Below are 1,121 nucleotides of genomic sequence, written 5' to 3' on the forward strand. Positions count from 1 at the left end.
CTGTCGCACATCCCGCAAGCAACACACTTCCTAGAACCGATACAACCAACGGCTTAATGTTCAATCCCACCCAATCCTTACTTATTGATTATTGTTTTAGATAAGCGAAGTAGTTTTCCAGAAACTCGTCAAAAGATAACGTATCGCTTTCTTCCGCTTGTCGCTGTTTCTCAACTGAAGAGGCCACTTCCGTTTCCATTATATCTTGCGAGTAATGTTGGTAACCGTGAGCCAGATTTTCTTCACGGAACTTCATGCCAAGAGCACAACCTACTTTGCCAAGTCCACCAAGTTCTTTGGTTAGCTCAAGCAATTGGCCAGAAATCGTCAGTTCAGGGTTATCAATCCATGCTTCTAGCTTGTCACATACAGCTTGGTAAGCATCGCCACCAGCAGCAGAATCCATCTCTACTGCAATTTGGCGCAACTCAACGAATACTCGCTTCGCCCAATCTTGCAAAGATAAGCGTTCACCTTGGCAACCGATCTGCAGCATCAAACCTTTTTCACGACCAGAGATGATCACTTTGTTCCAGTTGTCACGCCAGCATTCTAGTTCGCAGTTATCCATTGGGTCAGAATCTGACAACGCCGCCCACGTTAGGAAAAGATCTAAGAAACGAACTTGCTCTTCGCTAACACCAACGGCACTGAATGGGTTCACATCTAATGAGCGCACTTCAATGTATTCCACGCCCGCGCGATTCAATGCATCTGATGGTTTCTCACCACTTTTCGCTACGCGTTTCGGACGAATTGGGGCGTACAATTCATTTTCAATCTGGAGAATGTTGGTATTGAGCTGACGGTACTCACCATCCACTTTTACTCCAATTTTTGCGAATTCTTCAGATGGTCGACGAATCGCATCACCTAAACCTTCAAGATATTGGTCAATACTGTTGAAACCAATTTTCAATACGCTTTGAGCACTGTTAGTATAACCAAGATCACTCAAGCGAAGAGACGTCGCTTTAGGGAGATACAGTGTCCCACCGATGCTTTCAAACGGGAGTTTAGTCTCACGGCCTTGAATGAACGAACCACATAACGCTGGCGATGCACCAAAGAAGTAAGGGATCATCCAACCAAAACGGTAATAGTTACGAATCAAAGCAAAG

1 protein-coding gene is annotated in these 1,121 nt (G+C 45.0%); it reads right to left on the minus strand.

Going from position 1 to position 1,121, the window contains the following annotated elements; translation table 11 throughout:
- Positions 1-88: 88 nt before the first annotated feature.
- Positions 89-1,121 (minus strand): glutamate--cysteine ligase (gene gshA, locus R7044_RS24220; protein WP_225455874.1); only part of this gene is annotated, 1,033 nt, incomplete at its 5' end.

This window comes from Vibrio sp. 1402, from assembly GCF_033340275.1.